Origin of the sequence: Oceanobacillus manasiensis (assembly GCF_000724085.1) — a bacterium.
GTDB classification, from domain to species: domain Bacteria; phylum Bacillota; class Bacilli; order Bacillales; family Amphibacillaceae; genus Oceanobacillus_B; species Oceanobacillus_B manasiensis.
Genome location: NZ_CCDL010000001.1, coordinates 300,752 through 319,827, shown reverse-complemented (window position 1 = coordinate 319,827; position 19,076 = coordinate 300,752). Strand labels below are relative to the sequence as shown.

17 protein-coding genes are annotated in these 19,076 nt (G+C 38.2%); 13 read left to right on the top strand and 4 right to left on the bottom strand.

Annotated elements, in window-relative coordinates:
* The first annotated feature begins 9 nt into the window (after positions 1–9).
* The 3 genes from glmM to BN985_RS01705 all read left to right on the top strand — a co-directional run bounded on the left by glmM (position 10) and on the right by BN985_RS01705 (position 4,224).
* Complete coding sequence (glmM, locus tag BN985_RS01715) at positions 10–1,362, top strand: phosphoglucosamine mutase (RefSeq protein ID WP_042220727.1); 1,353 nt, start codon at positions 10–12, stop codon at positions 1,360–1,362.
* A 308-nt stretch (positions 1,363–1,670) separates the two neighbouring features.
* Positions 1,671–3,458, top strand: a complete 1,788-nt coding sequence (locus BN985_RS01710; protein WP_042220726.1) for a S9 family peptidase — start codon at positions 1,671–1,673, stop codon at positions 3,456–3,458.
* Between the two features lie 223 nt (positions 3,459–3,681).
* Complete coding sequence (locus tag BN985_RS01705; protein ID WP_042220725.1) at positions 3,682–4,224, top strand: DUF2812 domain-containing protein; 543 nt, start codon at positions 3,682–3,684, stop codon at positions 4,222–4,224.
* 7 nt (positions 4,225–4,231) lie between these two features.
* Here BN985_RS01705 and BN985_RS01700 read toward each other — a convergent pair whose 3' ends face one another.
* Positions 4,232–4,567 carry a DUF2642 domain-containing protein gene (locus tag BN985_RS01700; protein ID WP_052360583.1) on the bottom strand — a complete coding sequence of 112 codons (336 nt, stop codon included), beginning with the start codon at positions 4,565–4,567 and terminating at the stop codon, positions 4,232–4,234.
* A gap of 501 nt (positions 4,568–5,068) precedes the next feature.
* On the opposite strand from BN985_RS01700, the gene glmS reads away from it, so the two are divergent.
* The 4 genes from glmS to BN985_RS01680 all read left to right on the top strand — a co-directional run bounded on the left by glmS (position 5,069) and on the right by BN985_RS01680 (position 10,215).
* Entirely contained in the window at positions 5,069–6,871 is a 1,803-nt protein-coding gene (gene glmS / locus BN985_RS01695) for a glutamine--fructose-6-phosphate transaminase (isomerizing) (protein ID WP_042220724.1), read from the top strand.
* 389 nt (positions 6,872–7,260) lie between these two features.
* Positions 7,261–8,232 carry an ABC transporter substrate-binding protein gene (locus BN985_RS01690; RefSeq protein WP_042220723.1) on the top strand — a complete coding sequence of 324 codons (972 nt, stop codon included), beginning with the start codon at positions 7,261–7,263 and terminating at the stop codon, positions 8,230–8,232.
* 175 nt (positions 8,233–8,407) lie between these two features.
* Positions 8,408–9,415 carry a FecCD family ABC transporter permease gene (locus BN985_RS01685; protein WP_198029958.1) on the top strand — a complete coding sequence of 336 codons (1,008 nt, stop codon included), beginning with the start codon at positions 8,408–8,410 and terminating at the stop codon, positions 9,413–9,415.
* Entirely contained in the window at positions 9,415–10,215 is an 801-nt protein-coding gene (locus BN985_RS01680) for an ABC transporter ATP-binding protein (protein WP_042220720.1), read from the top strand. The genes BN985_RS01685 and BN985_RS01680 overlap by 1 nt, the downstream gene beginning before the upstream one ends.
* Before the next feature lie 163 nt (positions 10,216–10,378).
* Here BN985_RS01680 and BN985_RS01675 read toward each other — a convergent pair whose 3' ends face one another.
* Genes BN985_RS01675 through BN985_RS01665 form a run of 3 tightly spaced genes read right to left on the bottom strand, consistent with a single transcriptional unit; the run spans position 10,379 to position 13,017 of the window.
* Positions 10,379–10,942, bottom strand: a complete 564-nt coding sequence (locus tag BN985_RS01675; protein ID WP_042220719.1) for an SCO family protein — start codon at positions 10,940–10,942, stop codon at positions 10,379–10,381.
* Between the two features lie 7 nt (positions 10,943–10,949).
* The gene (locus BN985_RS01670; protein WP_042220717.1) at positions 10,950–12,356 is read right to left on the bottom strand and encodes a sensor histidine kinase; all 1,407 of its coding nucleotides are present in this window, start codon (positions 12,354–12,356) and stop codon (positions 10,950–10,952) included.
* Positions 12,337–13,017, bottom strand: a complete 681-nt coding sequence (locus BN985_RS01665) for a response regulator transcription factor (protein WP_052360653.1) — start codon at positions 13,015–13,017, stop codon at positions 12,337–12,339. Before BN985_RS01665 ends, BN985_RS01670 begins: the two co-directional genes overlap by 20 nt.
* Before the next feature lie 603 nt (positions 13,018–13,620).
* Between BN985_RS01665 and BN985_RS01660 the strand changes: the two genes are divergently transcribed.
* The 6 genes from BN985_RS01660 to BN985_RS01635 all read left to right on the top strand — a co-directional run bounded on the left by BN985_RS01660 (position 13,621) and on the right by BN985_RS01635 (position 18,809).
* A complete protein-coding gene (locus tag BN985_RS01660) occupies positions 13,621–15,033 on the top strand; it encodes a PepSY-associated TM helix domain-containing protein (protein ID WP_084157428.1) in 1,413 nt (470 codons plus the stop codon).
* A 39-nt stretch (positions 15,034–15,072) separates the two neighbouring features.
* A complete protein-coding gene (locus tag BN985_RS01655) occupies positions 15,073–15,555 on the top strand; it encodes a FixH family protein (protein WP_042220715.1) in 483 nt (160 codons plus the stop codon).
* 30 nt (positions 15,556–15,585) lie between these two features.
* Positions 15,586–16,170: an SCO family protein gene (locus BN985_RS01650; protein ID WP_332257416.1), complete on the top strand. Its 585-nt coding sequence runs from the start codon at positions 15,586–15,588 to the stop codon at positions 16,168–16,170.
* 28 nt (positions 16,171–16,198) lie between these two features.
* Positions 16,199–16,777: an SCO family protein gene (locus BN985_RS01645; protein WP_042220712.1), complete on the top strand. Its 579-nt coding sequence runs from the start codon at positions 16,199–16,201 to the stop codon at positions 16,775–16,777.
* Between the two features lie 19 nt (positions 16,778–16,796).
* A complete protein-coding gene (locus BN985_RS01640; RefSeq protein WP_042220711.1) occupies positions 16,797–17,321 on the top strand; it encodes a FixH family protein in 525 nt (174 codons plus the stop codon).
* Between the two features lie 633 nt (positions 17,322–17,954).
* Positions 17,955–18,809, top strand: coding sequence for an aldo/keto reductase (locus tag BN985_RS01635; protein WP_042220709.1), 855 nt, complete (start codon positions 17,955–17,957; stop codon positions 18,807–18,809).
* Positions 18,810–19,076 lie beyond the last annotated feature (267 nt).

The following is a 19,076-nucleotide window of genomic DNA, read 5'->3' as shown; positions in this document are numbered from 1 at the left end:
AGAAAAGAGATGGGAAAATATTTTGGAACAGATGGTGTTCGCGGAGTTGCAAACAAAGGTCTTACACCAGAACTTGCTTTTAAATTAGGACGTTTTGGAGGACATGTTTTAACGAAAGATTCACCACGCCCAAAAATTATAATTGGGAGAGATACCCGTATTTCCGGCCATATGTTAGAGGGCGCCTTGCTTGCAGGGCTGCTTTCTATAGGAGCTGAAGTTATGCGTCTAGGGGTTATTTCAACACCTGGAGTAGCTTACTTAACAAAAGCGACAAGCTCACAGGCTGGTGTTATGATCTCCGCTTCCCATAACCCTGTTGAAGATAATGGGATCAAATTTTTCGGTCCAGATGGCTTTAAGTTAACAGATGACCAAGAAAAGGAAATTGAAACATTAATGGACGGGGAAGAAGATGAGCTTCCACGACCAGTTGGAGCAGATGTTGGTACGGTAAATGACTATTTTGAAGGTGGCCAAAAATACCTTTCCTTCTTGAAAGATACAGTAGATAACGATTTTGACGGCTTAAAAGTTGCAGTGGATTGTGCCCATGGCGCAACGTCTAGCTTAGCAACACACCTTTTTGCTGACCTTGAAGCAGACATATATTCAATTGGTTCGTCTCCAGACGGCCTTAATATTAATAATGGATTTGGTTCTACACATCCAGAGAAACTCCAAACGTTCGTACAGGAAAAAGGAGCGGACATTGGGCTGGCCTTTGATGGTGACGGAGATCGTTTAATTGCTGTTGACGAAAAAGGAAATATCGTCGACGGGGACCAAATTATGTTCATTTGTGCGAAGCATTTGAAGGAAAAAGGAATTCTGCGACACAGTACCGTTGTTTCTACCGTGATGAGTAACATTGGCTTCTACAAAGCGCTAGAAGAAAATGGACTGCGTAGTGATAAAACCTCTGTAGGTGACCGTTATGTAATGGAGGAGATGCGCAAAGGCGGATATAACCTCGGTGGTGAGCAATCCGGACACATTATTTTCCTTGATTACATAACCACAGGTGATGGCATGCTTTCTGCTCTTCAGTTAGTTAATGTCATGAAGGAAACGGGCAAAAAGCTTTCCGAGTTAGCGGGCGAAATGGCTATTTTCCCACAGGTACTTAAAAATGTACGTGTAACGGATAAGAACGAAGCCTTAACTAATCCTCGCATTTTAAGTGAAATTGAAGCAGTAGAACGTGATCTTGGTGAAGATGGCCGTGTATTAGTACGCCCGTCTGGTACAGAACCACTTGTGCGGGTAATGGTAGAAGCACCAACTAAGGAAGATTGTGAGAAACACGTCAAACGTGTTGCTGATTTAATCGAAAACTTGCTAGGTATGGAAGAACAATAATAGAAAAGGCCGCTTCTTAGAGAGAAGCGGCCTTTGTTTTAGAAGTTGTTTTCTGAATGTTTAATAAAGTAAAAGGAGAGATGGTTGAAGATGCATGTGCGGAGCCATATTGGCCAAATTGCTTATACAAGCAAACTAATACGCCCGTGACCTCCGTCTCTAGCCGGAGGTCATAACAATCCAGGGACTGTTCCTGTCAGATTACAACCATGCTAAGCTATTATTACAATGCAATTCCTACCGTAACCAGTATAAATACGGTATAATGGCAAGAGAGACAATTTTCTAAATTTTAAGGGGGCAATACGATGAAACAATTTCCAAAACCTACAGTGGAACAATTTTTCAGAACGTATGCAATCACGAATTTTACAGTAAGCAGTGATGAGCAAAAACTTTTATTTAGCTCTAATTTAAATGGCAAAGTGAACGTATGGGGAATGGATTTACCAGACACTTTCCCTTACCTATTTGCACATAATGACGAATCTATTAGCTTTTTGAAATTTGATCCTGAGGGCCGTTATGTGTTGGCCGGTTATGATAAAGATGGAGACGAAAACCATCAGATATATGCCCTGCCTCCAACGGGTGGACTGCCACAGCCTCTTGTGACGGGCGACGCTGAAGAGAAATACTTCTTTTCACACTTAAGTGATGATGGGAATCGCCTTTATTATATGACATCCGAGGGTAACCCTTCTTTTTTAAATGCACGTGTGCGTAACCTGGAAGATGACACTGACACATTAATAAATGAAGGAGAAACCTCCCCAACCGATTTGGCTGCAGTATCTGATGATGAACAGGCATTTGTTTATGTTCGTTCATTTGCCAATACGTATGTTACAGGGTTTGTCAAAGTAGGAGAAGAAATCAACTACTTAACTCCAGATCCGGAAAAAGTACATGTTGTATTCGATCCTGTCTTCGTTGATGAAAACACTATTTACTTCGTAACAGACTATGAAAGTGAGTATAGTTATGTTGCGAAATATGAGATAAAAGAAAAAGCATTCTCCAGCGTATTTAGTATAGAAGGGGAAAGCGTAGAAACGTTAAAGTGGCATAAAGATAGCAATAGCTTCTACCTCGCTACCGAAAAAGGCGTTGTCGATGTCCTTTATCGCTATGATGTAGAGTCCGATAAAGTCGAGACTTTAACTACACCAATTGATGTTATAGATAAGCTGCAAGTAACCAAATCAGGTAATGTTTATCTGTTAGGGAGAAGTGCTACGGTTCCTCCAAATATCTTCAAATCAACAAATGGAACTGACTGGGAGCAGCTGACCAATAACGGGGTGCTCGGTGTTAATAGTAAAGATATGGTAGAGCCAGATGTCGTCTCCTATAAATCCTTTGACGGCATGGAAATTGAAGGATTACTATTCAAAGCATTGCCGGAGAACGATAATGGCTATACAATCTTCTGGCCACATGGTGGACCACAGGCCTCTGAGCGTAAAATGTTCCGTTCGATGTTCCAATGTTTCTTAAATCGAGGATATACCATTTTTGCGCCGAACTTCCGTGGCAGCACTGGCTATGGCTCTTCGTTTGTGAAGCTAGTGGAACAGGATTGGGGAGAAGGTCCTCGTCTAGATTGTGTCGCTGGTATTGAATGGTTATTCGAGAACAACCATGCGGACAAAGATAAACTATTCCTAGTTGGTGGCAGCTATGGTGGTTACATGGCACTATTGCTTCATGGACGCCATCCTGAATACTTCAAAGCGGTTGTCGATATCTTTGGACCATCTGATCTATTTACCTTTGTGAATTCTGTGCCACCACACTGGAAGCCTATCATGGATCGCTGGTTAGGAGATCCTGAACGTGACAAAGAGCGTTTTGTAAAAGATTCCCCTGTGACGTACCTTGACGGCATGAAAAAGCCAATGCTTGTCATTCAGGGTGCAAAAGACCCACGTGTAGTGAAAGAAGAATCAGATCAAATCGTGGCCAAGCTTGAAGAAGAAGGACGCGATGTGGAATACCTCGTCCTAGAAGACGAAGGACATGGCTTCTCTAAAAAAGAAAATGAGATTAACGTATATAGTAGAATGCTCGAATTCCTTGAAAAGCATCAATAGGATAAGTGAGCGTGAACGAAAAGCAGTACAAAGGATAGATCTTTGTGCTGCTTTTTTGTGGAAGAATATGGTTGATTGAGTGGTGGTCGTGGTCGATAGGCCAGTAATGTTGGTTGATAACACGGCGATCTTAGTTGATTCACCCTCATACAACCCCAAGGCTGTCATAATTATCCACCACAAGGAGTATTATAGTATAAAGAAATCTGGGAGGGTGATGGTTGTGAAAAGAGTCTTTCGTCCATTCTGGAGCTTTGATATTAAGAAAACGGAAAACTGGTTGGATAGTATGGCTCAAGATGGCTATTACCTGAAGACCATTCATATAGTAACCAGTACGTTCGCATTTGAGGAGAAAACCGAATCCAATTCAATTCATTATCATATTGCCTATGAAAAAAATGAAAAAAACCCACTCTCTGCACCGTTACAAAAGGATGGGTGGGAACTCGCTATACAACAAAAAAGCTGGCACATTCTGCGCACCGAGAAATCTACCAGGGAACGTAGAAGCTTTCCTGTACGCGAGGGATTAATTAGACGAAACCGCACTTTGCTTTACCTATTTGGAGCTATGACAGCTTATGCTGCTTTAACCACAATATTTTTCCTGTTACTTAGTGGGATTACGTTATTTTTTGATGGTATGTTAACGATTGAAGCAAATCCCTTCTGGCTCGTAACACTTACCGTTGCGGCTTTACTTTGGATCATTGCTCCTTATTGCACGCTCCATCTATATAAAGGCAATAAGCAATTTTGGTAGGCCCCCATTAGCGATAGGAAGCGAGCGGCCCTTCAAAATAAATAATTTGGGACAGTCTGATATGCAATGAACGGTCATCGATATTAATTTGTATGTGATCCACAGCAACTCCTGCATTTACCCCTTCAATTCTTCCTGCTGTTGTCATTAATGCCATCCGCTGTCCTTGGTGCCTACTCAGATGCTGGACAAAAACTGGGTCAAGCTGTGTCATATAAGCGGTTGGTTGTGGAACAGCCATTGGATAGATTTCGGTATGGGCTGCAGGCATTTGATTTACATAGCCTGGCTGGTCAATTGGCTTTTGCTCCATATGCATTTTGTTTGCGTCCCCGTGCTTCATTTTTACCTCTCCCTAAACACATTTTTCTTATACCTATGTCAAATGGGCTAATGATGTGATTATTCTTTCTTAATTGTTGGAAAAGCGAAAAAGAACAGGTTTAAATGAAAGGGCATACAATATTTCACACCACAAAAAACGATTGACTTTCAATTATTGGAAAGGTTAAAATGTGGTGTACCCAATTTTGGGGAAGTATTTTGAAACAGAAAGGAGAATAGCTAGTAAAAGGAATGACAAAGCGCCAGGACTATTTTCCGAACGGTAAGGAATAATAGTTGACGAGGTCGGAGGTTATCGATATTTCGGCGGATGCCTCCCGGTTGTACATCCCAATCGTTATGCTTTTTCTTAAAACAGTAAGGTAACTTATTGGACAAAGGAAAAAGGAACAAGATGACATACAACAAACACGAGAAAGGGGCAGTAAAACGCTCCTCTATAACAAAATATATTGGTCTGTTTGTCTGCCCCTTTTACGTATAAGGAGGCCCACTAATTATGTGTGGAATTGTAGGATATATTGGACAAAATGATACAAAAGACGTTTTATTAAATGGACTTGAGAAGCTGGAGTACCGCGGGTATGACTCAGCGGGAATTGCTGTGCTAAATGATGAAGGAATTAACCTTTTTAAAGTGAAAGGTCGTATTGCTGCGCTTCGTGAACGCGTAGATAACTCTGTTCATGCAACAATGGGAATTGGCCATACGCGCTGGGCGACACATGGAGTGCCAAGTGAAGACAATGCACATCCACACCGCAGCACGTCTGGAAGATTTACACTTGTTCATAATGGTGTAATTGAAAACTACCAAGAAATTAAAAAGGAATACCTTCAGGACGCAAACTTTGTTAGTGAAACAGATACAGAAGTCATTGTACAGCTTGTAGAGAAGCTATTTGCTGAAACTGGTAGAACTATTGAAGCATTCCGTAAAGCAATGGAACTTTTAAAAGGCTCTTATGCTATCGGTCTAATTGATAACGAAGATGAAGATACACTATATGTGTCTAAAAATAAAAGCCCACTACTTGTAGGTCTGGGTGATGGCTTTAATGTGGTTGCAAGTGATGCAATGGCGACATTGAAGGTTACGAATCAGTATGTGGAAATCCATGACAAAGAAATCGTTCTTGTTAAACGTAACGGTGTCGAGCTACAAAAGCTTGATGGCACAGTAGTGGAACGCAGCCCATACACAGCTCATATTGATGCTAGTGACATTGAAAAAGGAACGTACCCTCACTTCATGTTAAAAGAAATCGATGAGCAGCCTTTCGTAATGCGCCGAATCATTAAAGAATATCAGACAGAAGATAACAAACTGAAGCTTGATGCAGATGTACGCCAGGCAATGAAAGCTTGTGATCGCATCTATATCATTGCTGCAGGTACGAGTTATCATGCAGGACTTGTTGGGAAAGAGTTCATTGAAAAACTTGCTAACATCCCAGTTGAGGTTCATATTGCAAGTGAGTTCTCTTACAACATGCCATTGCTATCTGAAAAGCCATTATTTATCTTTATTTCTCAAAGTGGTGAAACAGCGGATAGTCGTGCTGTATTAGTTAGAATTAAAGAAATGGGACATCCAGCACTAACGATTACAAACGTGCCAGGATCCACCCTTTCTCGTGAAGCAGATTATACTTTAAATTTATATGCTGGTCCTGAAATTGCGGTAGCATCTACAAAAGCATATACTGCTCAAATTGCAGTATTAGCAATTCTTGCAGTAGATACAGCACAAGCAAAAGAACTTGAGTTGGACTTCGATCCAATGCAAGAGCTTGCGATTGTTGCGAATGCAATGGAAGTCCTAACAGATCAAAAAGAAGCCATTGAAGAACTTGTTCGAGAAAACCTCGGCACAACTAGAAATGCATTCTTTATTGGTCGTAGCACTGACTACCATGTATGTCAGGAAGGCTCACTGAAACTAAAAGAAATCTCGTATATCCAAGCAGAAGGCTTTGCTGGCGGAGAATTAAAGCATGGTACCATCGCTTTAATCGAAGAAGGAACACCTGTTATTGCAATCGCAACACAGGAGAATGTAAACTTGTCCATCCGCGGAAACGTGCAGGAAGTTGCTGCCCGTGGAGCAAACACAATGGTATTCAGCATGAAGGGACTAGAGCAGGATACAGACGCATTCGTTATCCCGCATGTTCATGAATTGCTAACACCACTAGCAAGTGTTGTACCAATGCAGTTGTTGGCTTACTACGCAGCACTACACCGTGACTGTGACGTAGATAAACCACGTAACCTTGCTAAAAGTGTGACGGTGGAATAGGTTAATTAATGTTATTAAAAGAACCGAGAGACGTACGAAAGGTACGCTTTCTCGGTTCTTTTTGTATACGAATTATTTAGAATTAATGTCTATTTTTCTTATTACTTTCTGGTCCTGTTCTTCATATACATCAGGATACATACCTTACCAATATACTCAAAAAACTTTGCCGCAGGTAGAATAAGGTTAGCAACAAAGAGCGAAGATCCTTTTTGTTGTTACCTGGAGCAATATAACAATTAGTTTGATTTGTCGAAAAAATGCTATAAAAAATAACCAATAGTTCATCTTTACTTCACAAATTCCCAATAAAATAAAGCTTACGTAATATTGGTTCATTAAACCATTATGAAGAAATAAAAACTTCTAAAGAAAAAGGAGCTAAGAAAATGAAACGGTTATTTAAACATGTTGTCATTCTTTTACTATTTGCTGTAATAGTAAGTGGTTGCCAAAATACTTCACAGTCCCATGAAAAAGTGGAGGAAAGTACTGAACAATCTTCTGAACCTTACCTAACCTTTGAAGATTTTGATGGGGAAACTGTTACACTTCAAGAAAAACCACAATATATTGTCATATTAAAAGATGAAGTGCTTCACTCATTTTACCAAGTTGGTGGTGAAGCCGCTGGTATAACGAATGCTTTTACTATTGAGCCACCTGAGGAAGCGATCGATGTTCCGAAGGTAGGTTTTATGCATGAAGTTAATATGGAAAAAGTCTTTGAATTAAAACCAGATTTAGTGATTGGTCAGCGTTTCACGCATGGAGATTTAAGAGATACCTTTAAGGAAGCGGGGATTGCTTTTGCAAACCTTAATACCCAATCAATTGAGGAAATAAGAGAAAACACACTGCTTATGGGGGAAATTACAGATAATCAGGACAAAGCTGAAGCACTAATAAAAGAAATGGATTCAGAAATCAATCAGATTGTCGAACAGATCCCAGATGATAAGGAAATTCCTACTTATGCGATTATGACAATTATGGGGGATGCTGCGTTTGTGGAGCAGGGTCCTACAATTGGAGTTGATATTGCTAATCAGTTGAAGCTTAAGAATGTGACAGAATCGTTAGAAGGAGAAGTTATGGCAGGTTTTATCCCATTTAGTATGGAAGCTATGGTGGAGGTCGACCCGGATTATTTGTTTATTCTTTCCCACACTACGGATGAAGATGCGGTAAAAATAATTGAAAATAATTATAAATCGAATTCAGCCTGGAAGTCTCTTTCTGCTGTGACCAATGACCGTTTATACTTTTTACCTACAAATAAATTTGTTATGGCGCCGGGAGTCGATGTGGTCGATTCATATAAGTATATGGCGGACATAGTGTATTCGTATTCGGACTAATTTTACAGCTAATAGAAAGAAGTGTACTATCATAAAAATTAGTATGAGGTTTAATGGAGGCTGAGTTAGATGAAGAATGATAGTTTTTCAGCTTTCCTTATCGGATACACTCCAAGAAGGAAGTTAGAGAAAGATGTGAGTTCAATTTGTATGTTGAACTTTCTAGAAAATTATGATGAATGATAATAAGGGTTTTAGAAAAAGGAAAAGCTGGAAGGCCTTCGTCACCATCTGCTTTCTATTCCTAGCTATATTTAGTGTTATGTTTAGTCTAGGGACCGGCGCGGTCTCGGTGGATATAAAATCCATTTTAAGTATCTTATTTGGTGACAGTGCCTCAGAATACTACGATATCATTTGGAATATCAGGTTGCCACGAACACTTGTGGCCGTATTCGTAGGCATAAATTTAGCGCTATCTGGTGCCATACTGCAAGGTGTCATGCGTAACCCAATGGCTGATCCTCACATTATTGGCGTTTCCTCTGGTGCAGGTTTATTCGGAATAACAATACTTTTGGTTTTCCCTGCTTATTCGCATTTGTTGGTTCCCGTCTCATTCATTGGAGCGATGTTAACATCTTTGCTTATTTACTTGCTAGCTTGGGACAGAGGAGCTTCTCCAATGAGGATAGTTCTAGCTGGCGTTGCAGCTTCTGCTTTTTTAAATGCTGGGGTGAATGCTCTTTATACTTTTTATAGTGATCGTATACAGGGGGCTGTTTCCTTTATGGTAGGAAATTTATCTGCAAAAAGTTGGGAGCAAGTGGAGATTATTGTTCCCTATAGTCTTATTGGTTTGACGCTTGCCATACTCAGTGCTCAGAGGATGAATGTACTGTTACTCGGTGACTCTAAATCAAAATCACTTGGGCTAAATACGGAAGGATATCGTTTGTGGTTTATTGCAATAAGTGCGTTGCTTGCAGCTAGTGCTGTCAGTATAGTAGGTCTCCTGGGTTTTGTTGGATTGATTGTTCCACATGCAGCCAGGCTTCTCGTAGGTAATGATTATAAGATTTTACTTCCAGCATCAGCGTTATTAGGCGTAGCAGTTCTTTGCTTATCAGATACCATTGGCAGAGTTGCCTTTGCGCCAATTGAACTCCCAGTAGGTATTATAATGGGGGGCATCGGTGCTCCGTTTTTCTTATATTTGTTACGAAAGAAGAGGACTCTGTGATGTTTGAGATAAAAAATGTTCATATTGGTTATCAGGCTAATGAAGTTATTTCGGATTTAACAATTCAGTTAGAGGCTGGAAAGATTCATAGCATTATTGGACCGAACGGTTGTGGCAAAAGTACGTTCTTAAAAGCTATTGGAAATCAACTTAAGGCTACATATGGAGAGATAGTATTTCAAAGTAGTAATATTCATAAATGGGGGAGAAAGCCATTTGCTCGAGAGCTTGCATACTTAATGCAGGAAAATGAGAGTAATCCTGAGATTACAGTTCGACAATTAATCGAATATGGACGTTTTCCTCACAAAAAGAAATTTGAACGTTTAAATCAAGATGATCAAGCTATTGTAGAAGAGGCTATTAAACTAACAAATTTAATAAATTTAGCAGAAAGAGCTGTTAATAGTTTGTCTGGAGGAGAACGGCAGCGGGCTTGGATTGCTATGGCATTGGCTCAGCAACCAACTGTTTTATTGTTAGATGAGCCTACCTCTTATCTTGATATTCACCATCAACTTGAAATCATTGAGCTACTAAAACAGTTGAACACGGAACAGGGCATTACGATTATCTTAGTCCTGCATGATATTAATCAGGCTGCAATGATTTCAGATCAAATTATTGCGCTTAAATCTGGGCGTCTCTATGATTTTGGCATTCCTAAAGATGTGATTACACAAACAATGTTGCATGATGTTTTTAAAGTTAATGCAGAGATAATTATATCTTCTCAAAGTGAATCTATCTCTATCTATAATTTTCACCTTCTAAATGAATCCTTAAATAACAAAAAGTAAAAGCTCCCGATTGTTGTTTAAGAAAATGGACGCAATGAAGTGCATTGCCTCTTCAGAAAACTTACAACTTAGAAAAACACGATCTACAACTTTTTGAAGTAACAACTATAAAATCTAAAAAAGTCCTTTTACAGTATCTGTAAGAGGACTTTTCGCATCCTAACTAGCTGATTTCTTTAATGTCGTTTATAATTTCATCTTCATAAGAATCATCAACATAGTTGTATTCATTCAAGATAAACCCTCGATCATCTATTAGATAAAACGTTGTCCCATGGATAACTTGGTTAGAAGTATCTGGTTTTTGGACAATTGTTTGAAATTGCTCTCTTGCAAATGCTTCAATCTCTTTTTGAGTATAGCCCGTCAACATATGCCAATTTGTTTCGTTATCAGTATATTGGTTAATATATTCTTTTAATATTTCGGGCGAATCAACCTCAGGATCCACACTGAAGGAAACAAATTCTACTTCTATTCCTTCCTTTTTTAATGTTTTTTGTAATGAGGCCATTTCAGACGTCATTCGCGGACAAACAGTTTCGCATGAGGTGAAAATAAAATTAGAAATCCAAATACTTTCACTTAAATCGGTAATGCCAAATGGTTGATTATTTTGATCTGTAAAGGAAAACGAATCAATCTTCTTTTCGATTGGTTGATTAGCGTTACATGCAGAAAGGATAATAAGACAAAAAACGATATAAGCTATATATCTAATATTCATTAGGTCATCACACTCCTTCTATATCCGCATGAGGTAGTTGAATAGTGACCGTTGTCCCAATCGCATTATTACTAGTAATAGAGAATGTTCCTTCATGCAATCGAACAATTTCTTTTACTATGGACAAGCCAAGTCCTGTTCCCCCTGTTGTTCGAGTTCTTGCTTTATCTGTTCGGAAAAAACGTTCCCCAAGTCGTTTGAGATCATCCTCTTGAATGACAATACCGGAATTAATGATCTGGTACTGAGCAGCTTGGTTAGTTTTAATGAGATTAATTGTGATCGAACCCTCTTCTAATGAGTATTTGAGAGCGTTATCGATGGTATTATAAAATACTTGTTGGATGCGTTTAGCGTCACCAAACACAATAAGTTCTTCTTCAATATTAAGAGAAAGGTGCATTTTTTTCTCTTTAATAAGAATTTCAAATAAATCGATTGTATCAAATAATAATTGTGCAATGGCAATCGGTTGCTTGTCGATTGTATATAATTCTTCCTGTAAATAATTCAAATCAGCGAGATCATTAATTAACTTGCTTAATCTTGTTGTTTCTTTCCCGATAGTTGTTAAATAGTTCTTTGCTTCTTCGGGAGAGGTATATATTTTCTGATTTAGCGCTTCGGCGTACCCACCAATATATGTAAGAGGAGTGCGCAGTTCATGTACGACACTTGATGTGAATTCTTTCTTTCGCTCTTCTTGTTGCTCTAATGCTATGCTCATCTGATTAAATGCTTTCACAAATTGCCCGACTTCGTCATTACGCTCAATTTGTATTTGATTGGAGTAATTCCCTTTTGACACTTCAAATGCGAGATTTTGTAAATTCTTGAGAGGTCTGTAAATAGATTTCCAAACACGTTTAACAACAAAAAAGAGAATAAAGAAAAACAAAGTCCCTACTATGAGCATTATGGGAATACTATTACTAAACACATCTATAATTGCAGCTAGAGGTACATAAATATAAATAAATCCAATTAGTTCCTGTTCCCCTTTTATAGGAAATATAGCTCCTAGAATTTCTCTGTTAAACTCATCCACAAACCCCTCTTTCATTACATATCTTCCCTCTTCTAATTCAGATCGATCGTGTGCATCAACAAGTGTTTCATAGTTTACTTGGTAAGGGAAGTATGTAGAGAGATTTTCCAGGTCATCCACGACAATAATGTCATATTCCGAAACGACATTATACCACTGAATTTTGCTTATGATTTCATCGTCCAATTCTCCGTAATGATAATGGGCGGCTGTCCGCTGGCCTTGATATACAATAGATTCCTCAATGCTTGATAAATATAATTCAGAATATAAATAATGAATAAAGAAAAAGGAAAAAAGAATGCTAAAACCGATGCTGGAGAAAAAGACAATAAGTATTTGTTTGTTAAATGAAAGCTTCTTCATTCTCTACCTCAAATTTATAACCAACACCCCAAACAGTTTTGATTAAATGTCCGTGGTGACCCATTTTTAGACGTAACGTCTTAATGTGAGTATCTACAGTTCGTTCACTACTTTGCTGGCTTTCTTTCCAAACGAGATGCAATAGTTGTTCTCTAGAATATACGCGCCCAGTGTTTTTTAAAAGAATCTGAAGCACGCTAAACTCTTTACGAGTTAATGAAAGGGAAGATCCCTCCAATGTCACTAGATGCGAAATATTGTTAAGAACAATTGGACCAGCTGTTAGAATATCGGAACTAGTCTTATGACGGTATGCCCGTCTAAGTACCGATTCGACTCGTGCGAGTAGTTCCTCAGGTAAGAAAGGTTTCGTAATGTAATCATCGCCACCCAGTTTTAGACCATGAATCTTATCCCATTCTTCTCCTTTAGCAGATAAGAAGATTAAAGGGAGATCAGAAGCGGGCTTGAGTTCTTTGGCAAATGTAAACCCATCCATAAAAGGCATCATTACATCTACAATTAATAAATGTGGTTTATTTTTTTCTAATAGTGAAAGGGCATGGGTGCCATCGGTCGCTTCGAGGACTGTGTACCCATCTCTTTCTAAAAACGTCCTTATCATTTGTCTCATCTGCTGCTCATCATCAATTACCATAATAGTCGTTTGATTCATACGATCCCCCATTCCAAAATACCGCATCCGCAGTTCATTATAAAGGTAGATGAAAGATAAGTATAAATATCATCATCTTAGTTTCTTTTATCTAATCATACTAAACTATTTAAAGATTAATATGCATAATTAAACAAGGTATTTAGTGCATACAATGTTTGAAATCATTGTAATTGAGGGCTTTATTTTTGACAAGGACAGTACACACAAAAATAGGAATTGTTTTCTGAAATCCACAATTATTACACAAAAAGTTCACATCTATACTGTACCATTACTGCTATAGCCTTTGTTCGATGTAAATGGTAATAATACATTCCTAAATGAATTAACTGTAAAAGTTCTCAAAACCAATTGTAAGCGCTGCTCTAAAAAGGTTCATAGTGGTTACCGTGTTTGATAATGACTGTTCTATAACATAAGTTCTCACATTCCAGTATATGCTAGAAAAGTTGAAAAAGGTTTAGAGGGTGAGGTGCACCGCTTAAATGAATTAATAGAAGTAGTTTATCATATTAAAATTTGCAAGATGCTTTTGAGTGTGGCAATTAACATTAGCATTAGCATCAAGTAAAGGAGGCTTATCCCTTGAGCACAATAACTAAAAAAGAAGAACCGCGTATAACGAATGCTAAACAAAATAAAAAAATATACACCGCGATTTGGCGATGGCATTTCTATGCAGGTGTTATTTTCGCTCCTCTCATTCTATTTCTAGCTATTACCGGAGGTGTGTACCTTTTTAAATCGCAAATAGAGGACTATATGTACCATGACCTTTACTATGTTCAACAAGAAGGAGAGAGGCTCACACCAACTGAACAAGTAAATGGAGTAAAAATGAATTACCCCAATGCTGAAATTACCAGTATGACACCGTCCTCTGGTGTAGAAAAAACAGCAGTTGTAGGGATGATGGATAGAGGGAAAGAGATTTCTGTATATGTTAATCCATATAATGGTGATATCGTTGGTACTATTAATGAAGGCGATCGTTTCATGGCATATGTCAAGGACTTACATAATGGAGTGTTATGGGGAGGTACGATTGGAAATAGATTAGTTGAGCTTGCTGCTTGCTGGGTTATTATTCTCGTAATATCAGGCTGTTACCTATGGTGGCCACGTAATCGAAAATCGATCTTTGGGTCATTGGTTCCTCGGATTCGAGCTTTTAAGGGAAAAAGGTTATTCTGGCGCGACTTACATGCTGTTACAGCTGTGTGGTTGTCAATTTTTATTGTTGTTCAAGTGTTATCTGGTCTAATGTGGTCTGACGTTTGGGGAGGTATGGCACACAAGGCAGTTGAAGCTACTGGTACTGGAGGACCTGCTGGCGATCAACCATGGGAATCCTATGCGTTTCCAACGTCGACTATACCAACAAAAGAGGTAGCGGACGTTCCATGGGCAGCGGAAAACATTCTTGTTCCAGCATCAACTAGTAATGGCACAGTACCAATATCCATTGAGAATGTCATAGAGACCGTAGAAGATAAACAGGTTCATCCAGGTTATCAAATTGTTTTCCCTCAAAGTGAGGAGGGAGTTTATACTGTGTTTTTGGATACAGCAGATGTATTTCCAAATCGCCCAGGCCCATGGACACAGCAGACACTACATATTGACCAATATAGTGGGGAAGCACTAGTGAATTACACTTGGGACGATTATGGCAGTTTGGGTAAAGCAATGTCACTCGGAATTGCCTTTCATCAAGGAGAATATGGCCTGCTAAGTCAAATTTTTATGCTTCTATTAATGATCGGGATTATCCTGGTTGTCATCAGTGGATTAATGATGTGGTGGAAGCGCAGGCCGACAGGAAAACTAGGTGCACCATCTTTACCAAAAGATTTCAAGATGCTAAAGGGATTAGCAATACTCATAATAGCTCTTGGCATATTCTTCCCACTAGCAGGGCTTTCTCTTATATTTATCTGGATTGTAGATCGTTTCATTATCCAAAGAATCCCAAAAGTTAAACAGTGGATTGGTTAGAGATGAATCATGTGTATGTGAAAGGAGGTCTCTAATTGTATGAAATTTATTATGATGACGTTTTTGGTTTCTTTATCTTTTCTTGTTGCTTGTAACTTCGGAGAGGATCAAGCAACATCAGATTCTACTGAAGCTATACAAGTAGAAATTTTAATACCAGGTAGTATTCCTCTAGCTAAGAGTACTGATCTAAGTGTAGCAATTACACAAGGAGCAAAAACAGTAAAAAATGCCGATGAAGTGATCTTTGAGTTATGGAAGGAAAATGATCAAGATAATAGTGAACGTATTGAAGGAAAACATGAAAAAGATGGTCTATATAATATAGAAAAGAATTTTGAAGAAGAGGGGATTTATTATGTGCAAACCCATGTTACAGCTAAAGGAATGCATGTGATGCCGAAACTTCCATTTATAGTGGGGACTGCCTCACCTGAGGAAATAGTCAAACTAGAAAGTGAGAAACAGAAACTAGGGCAATCAGGACCAGATCAAAACACATCGCATGAACATCATCAATAACTAGTTCTTCGAATTTATTATTAAGAGAGCGTGATTACACTGAAGAAACAATTTATTTTAATGTTTGTTGCCATCATCTTTCTTACTGCTTGTAACGAGGAGAAAATTGAAACGAATATGTCTCGAGAGATGCAATCCTTTGAGTTTACCACACAGGATAAACAGTTCTTAAGTCTACAAGACTTAGAAGGTAGCTGGTGGGTTGCTGATACTATTTTCACAAATTGTACAACTGTTTGCCCGCCAATGACTGCAAATATGGCGAGTTTGCAAGAAAAGATCAAAAGTAAAAACTTAGATGTGCAATTAGTCTCTTTTAGTGTAGATCCAGATAATGATACACCTGAGACGCTAAAAAAATTTGGAGAGAAATTCCAAGCTGATTTTAGTAATTGGACGTTTCTGACGGGTTATGACTATGAAACAATTAAAACTTTATCTATTAAATCATTTCAATCAATGGTTAAAAAAATACCAGATTCTAACCAAGTTGCACATGGAACTAACTTTTATCTCATAAACCCTGATGCAAAAGTAGTTAAAAGCTATAGTGGCATGGAATCCAAGGAAATGAGCAAAATAGCAGAGGATTTGGAAAAAGTCTTGCAAGAATAACAGTTTATATTACTTTGGGGGTATAATAATGAAGTTTCGCATCATTCTATGTTTATTTATTATCACTTTCTTATTCGCCGCTTGCAACACTGAACAAACGATACCAGATAAACTCAATTGGTCAGTTGAAGAATTTAAAGCTACAGATCAGGTTGGTAACATGGTTACGTTATCAGACTTGAAAGGAGAAGTTTGGATAGCCGACTTTGTTTTTACTAATTGTGAGACTGTATGTCCTCCAATGACGGCAAATATGGCAAAACTTCAAAACAAATTGAAAAGTGAGGATGTACCAATTCAAATTGTGTCATTTAGTATAGACCCAGAAAGAGATACGGCAGATATTCGAAGAGACTTTATTACTGATCGCGGAGGTGATTTATCGAACTGGTCATTTTTAGGGGGGTACACTTTCGACTATATAAAAAACATTTCAGAAAAATCTTTTAAAACTGCGGCAGCTAAACCTCCGGAAAATTCTGATCAATTTATTCACGGCACAAGTTTCTTTCTCGTGGATCAGTCAGGTACTATCGTTAAAAAGTATAATGGATACCAGGAAGTACCTTATGAAGAAATGATAGAACACATAAAAATTCTTAATTAAAATGAGAAAGGGGATTAATATGTTAAAAAAACTAATTCCAGTATTAGTACTATTTTTCTTCATTTTATCTGGTTGTGGTAATGCATCGAACGAAGAATCCAATGTATCAGGTTCTAATGAAGAAGAAGGATTAAAAACATTAGACGTAGAATTTTTGACTGAACCGAACTCTTTTGAACCGGGTCAAGAGGGCACAATTCAAGTAAAAGTACTGCATGGAGAAGAGAATGTCGAAGATGCTGATGAAGTTCTGTTTGAGATTTGGGAAAAAGGAAATAAAGAGGATTCCATCAAAATAGAGGGCGAACTCAACGAGGATGGTATTTATAATTTAACGCATACTTTTGAGGATGAAGGATTGTATGAAGTTACCGCACATGTAACAGCCCGGGCTTCACACATGATGCCAACAAAAGAATTTAACGTGGGGAGTGTAAATGAAGAAGATTATGTAGATGAGGAACACGATCATGAAAGCGAGGAAAATCATGAGCATGATAATGAGAGTGAGGAAGACCATGTCCATGATCATGGTGGCCATTAAGAGTAAATTAGATATTCAGGATTCGTTACCTTAAAAGTTTTATAATTATTAAAGCAGGAAAAAATGAGGTAACCGCGTTTTGTATAACGAAATTACTGTAGAGTTGGTTTCTATAAGGAACAGATTCCAACTTTAATTGTTAGTAAATCCACTTACATTATAAATAAATTTCCAACTTTATTTCTTAATATGAATGTACCAAGAACCTTTAGACTCTGCAAAATCAAGGGTTTTGGTTTCCGACTTTATTGTCACTGAACATGAGAACCGAGAGACGTACAAAGGTGCGCTTTCTCGGTTCTTTTTTTCATGGATAAATATCTAGTCACCTTGTGTGGGTTTAATTTCATTTATAGAAAATCTACGACTAAGATGTCCTTCTTCCTACAACCAATTTCAATTAGTGTAGGAATTTTTTATTCCGGGTATAGTATTTATGGGCATCTTGGTGAGAGGTGAAAAGACCATAAAATGGCGGTTCCATGGCTGAGCTAGACGATGGAACGGCAGCCATGATATCTAGAATCAATGTTTGAGAACGGTGCCTATGGGTTTCCTAATCGCAGACATGGAGGAAATATCTATTTTCCATTCTCAACTTACCTTACGAAAATTTTTAAAGGAGATGAGATTTTGACTTTTAATAATAACGGTTTTACTCTAAATGATGGTGCAGTGCTTCCTTATGTGGGGTTAGGCACGATTGGTATTAATGGGGATCAGGGCACGTTTGAAATTTTAAACGCATTAAATATAGGATATCGCTTGATCGATACGTCAACAAACTATGATAATGAAGGAATTGTTGGCGAAGCGGTACGTCGGTCCGCCCTACCCAGAGAAGAAATTTTAATTAGTACGAAATTGCCCGGCGCCTACCATGAATATGATAGGGCATTTATCTTTATTCAAGAATCTCTACGACGCACTGGATTAGACTATTTTGATAAGTATTTAATTCATTGGCCTAATCCTAAGGACGGCAAGTATGTAGAAGCTTGGAAGGCTTTAGTGGATGCTCAAAAACAAGGGTTAATCAGAACCATAGGCGTTTCAAACTTTGAGCCAGAACATCTGGACGACATTATCGAGGCAACAGGTGTGACACCTGCTACAAACCAGGTGGAGCGTCATCCGTATTTTAATAATAACCGTATGGTGGAAGAAAATAAGAAACGGGGCATTCTTACTGAAGCTTGGAGTCCTTTTGGTCGAGGATATCTGAATGACGTGCTGGAAAATGACACAATTAAAGAAATTGCGGATAAGTACGATAAAACCCCAGCACAAATTATTTTAAGTTGGAATTATCAAGCTGGCGTATTTTCTATACCAAAATCAAGTAATACAGTGCATCAAAAAGAAAATTTCAATAGTACCAACTTTGAGTTAGCCACTGAGGATATCAAAAAAATTGATTCATTGGATAAAGGAGAAGACGGCCGAGTAGAAGGGCAGGACCCAAACGAATACCACGAATATGTATAGGCAGGACACTATATTTCAAAAGAATCGAGAACGTACGAAAGGTACGTTACCTCGGTTCTTTTCTTGTTTAAGGAATACTAATATTGCGTAACAATAGATTTAAAATAGTAGAAATAGGAACATCAATGATGTACGTTACCTAGTACATGAAACCTTAAGAATTATTAAACGTATAACAATGAAAATCGTTTAGGATATTCTTGGCCTCTGGATATGAAGGACAATATATTATTGTCGCACCAGACTATCAATTGGTAACAGTTTTTA

Coding starts and splice junctions, on each gene's coding strand:
- glmM (WP_042220727.1), top strand. CDS start 10: ATGGGAAAATATTTTGGAACAGATGGTGTTCGCGGAGTTGCAAACAAA.
- BN985_RS01710 (WP_042220726.1), top strand. CDS start 1,671: ATGAAACAATTTCCAAAACCTACAGTGGAACAATTTTTCAGAACGTAT.
- BN985_RS01700 (WP_052360583.1), bottom strand. CDS start 4,567: ATGAAGCACGGGGACGCAAACAAAATGCATATGGAGCAAAAGCCAATT.
- glmS (WP_042220724.1), top strand. CDS start 5,069: ATGTGTGGAATTGTAGGATATATTGGACAAAATGATACAAAAGACGTT.
- BN985_RS01690 (WP_042220723.1), top strand. CDS start 7,261: ATGAAACGGTTATTTAAACATGTTGTCATTCTTTTACTATTTGCTGTA.
- BN985_RS01685 (WP_198029958.1), top strand. CDS start 8,408: ATGAATGATAATAAGGGTTTTAGAAAAAGGAAAAGCTGGAAGGCCTTC.
- BN985_RS01680 (WP_042220720.1), top strand. CDS start 9,415: ATGTTTGAGATAAAAAATGTTCATATTGGTTATCAGGCTAATGAAGTT.
- BN985_RS01675 (WP_042220719.1), bottom strand. CDS start 10,942: ATGAATATTAGATATATAGCTTATATCGTTTTTTGTCTTATTATCCTT.
- BN985_RS01670 (WP_042220717.1), bottom strand. CDS start 12,356: ATGAAGAAGCTTTCATTTAACAAACAAATACTTATTGTCTTTTTCTCC.
- BN985_RS01655 (WP_042220715.1), top strand. CDS start 15,073: ATGAAATTTATTATGATGACGTTTTTGGTTTCTTTATCTTTTCTTGTT.
- BN985_RS01645 (WP_042220712.1), top strand. CDS start 16,199: ATGAAGTTTCGCATCATTCTATGTTTATTTATTATCACTTTCTTATTC.
- BN985_RS01640 (WP_042220711.1), top strand. CDS start 16,797: ATGTTAAAAAAACTAATTCCAGTATTAGTACTATTTTTCTTCATTTTA.